This window comes from Catenibacterium sp. co_0103 (assembly GCF_004168205.1).
Classification (GTDB): Bacteria; Bacillota_I; Bacilli_A; order Erysipelotrichales; family Coprobacillaceae; genus Catenibacterium; species Catenibacterium mitsuoka_A.
This window is the reverse complement of record NZ_RCYB01000198.1, coordinates 1-1,435: the sequence shown is the minus strand read 5'-3', so window position 1 is coordinate 1,435 and position 1,435 is coordinate 1. Positions and strand designations below refer to the sequence as shown.

At 33.1% G+C, this 1,435-nt stretch carries 1 protein-coding gene and 1 rRNA gene; one reads left to right on the top strand and one right to left on the bottom strand.

Annotation, left to right across the window (positions count from 1 at the left end):
• The first annotated feature begins 316 nt into the window (after positions 1 to 316).
• On the top strand, positions 317 to 1,270 hold the full coding sequence (locus tag EAI80_RS13110) for an alpha/beta hydrolase (RefSeq protein ID WP_129982385.1): 954 nt from the start codon (positions 317 to 319) through the stop codon (positions 1,268 to 1,270).
• A gap of 50 nt (positions 1,271 to 1,320) precedes the next feature.
• Here the strand turns inward: EAI80_RS13110 and rrf are convergent.
• Positions 1,321 to 1,429 (bottom strand): 5S ribosomal RNA (gene rrf, locus EAI80_RS13105).
• Positions 1,430 to 1,435 lie beyond the last annotated feature (6 nt).

Here is a 1,435-nt window from a genome sequence, read left to right as displayed (position 1 = left end):
TATTGTTGGAATATTTCTGAGTGAACTGATAAAGAGAAGCTTTCTTAGGCTTTAATACTTTGTTTGACATATGATTATACCTCCATCTAATTTCTAATCTAATTATAGAACAGATGGGAAATTCATGTGTCTGGTTCAGCTTCATGAATGCCGTTTAATCGGTGTTTATGAAATTTAATTTTCACTGACCTGTGGTTTGTGGGTATTCAAATAACTTTTACATAATCTATATATTTGTATGCTTTTTTAATTCTTTGATATTAAAACTATTAACTTCAAACCAATATTAGTATACAATACAGCCTGAGGTGAGTTTATGAAGAAAAAGATTATAGGATTAATTGTATTGATATTACTTTGTGGAAGTATTGGAGTAGGTCATTATTTTGTGAATTATGCTTTGTCTCCTGCAAGTAATTCTAGCGAAAGAAATGTGAAGACAACTGTACATGCCTCAAATAGTAATGAATTGATTATGAATAAGAATAAAGAGGATGAGATGAAGAAAGCAGATGCTTTCTATAAGGAAACATCCTTAACATCAATTACAAGTAAGGATAAGTTAAAACTATCTGGTAACTATAAAACACAAGACTCACATAAATGGGCTCTCGTTATTCATGGTTATAAGGTGGACAACAGAAATATGATGCCTTTTGGACGTACTTATTATGATCATGGTTATAATGTATTATTACCTGATGATCGTGCTTCTGGTAAGAGTAAAGGGAATCATATTGGAATGGGGTATCTTGATAAGAATGATATGAAGCTTTGGATTAATTGGATTTTGAATAAAGATCCAAAAGCAAAGATTATAGTACATGGTGTATCCATGGGTGGTGCTACTACAATGATGTTGTCAGGAGATCATCCAAAAAATGTAGTAGGTTATATAGAAGATTGTGGTTATACAAGTGTATATGATATATTCTCTAGTGAATTAGATAAAAGATTTGGTTTACCACCATTTCCAGTGATGGATATTTCAAATATGATGTCGAATATTGAAGCAGGTTATGATTTTAAAAAAGCAAGTAGTCTAAAAGCGGTCAAGAAATGTAATAAACCAATGATGTTTATTCATGGTACAAAAGATGATTTTGTCCCTTATTCTATGGGATTAGAAGTATATAAGGTTGCAAATTGTGAGAAAGAATTATATAGTGTTAAAGGCGCAACACATGCCAATAGCTTATATGTAAATCCAGACGCTTATTGGAATAAAGTATTCAAGTTTATTAATGAGAAGACATCTATCGTAAGATAGATGTTTTTTTGTACTAAAAAAGCCCTCCTGGCGGAAGGCATAAAAAAAGGACCTGGCAGCTTGCTATTGTCGCGTCTTCACACTATCGTCGCCGTTATGATGCTTAACTTCCGTGTTCGGGATGGGAACGGGTGTGTCCATCATGCTATCGCCGCCAGATCCTCG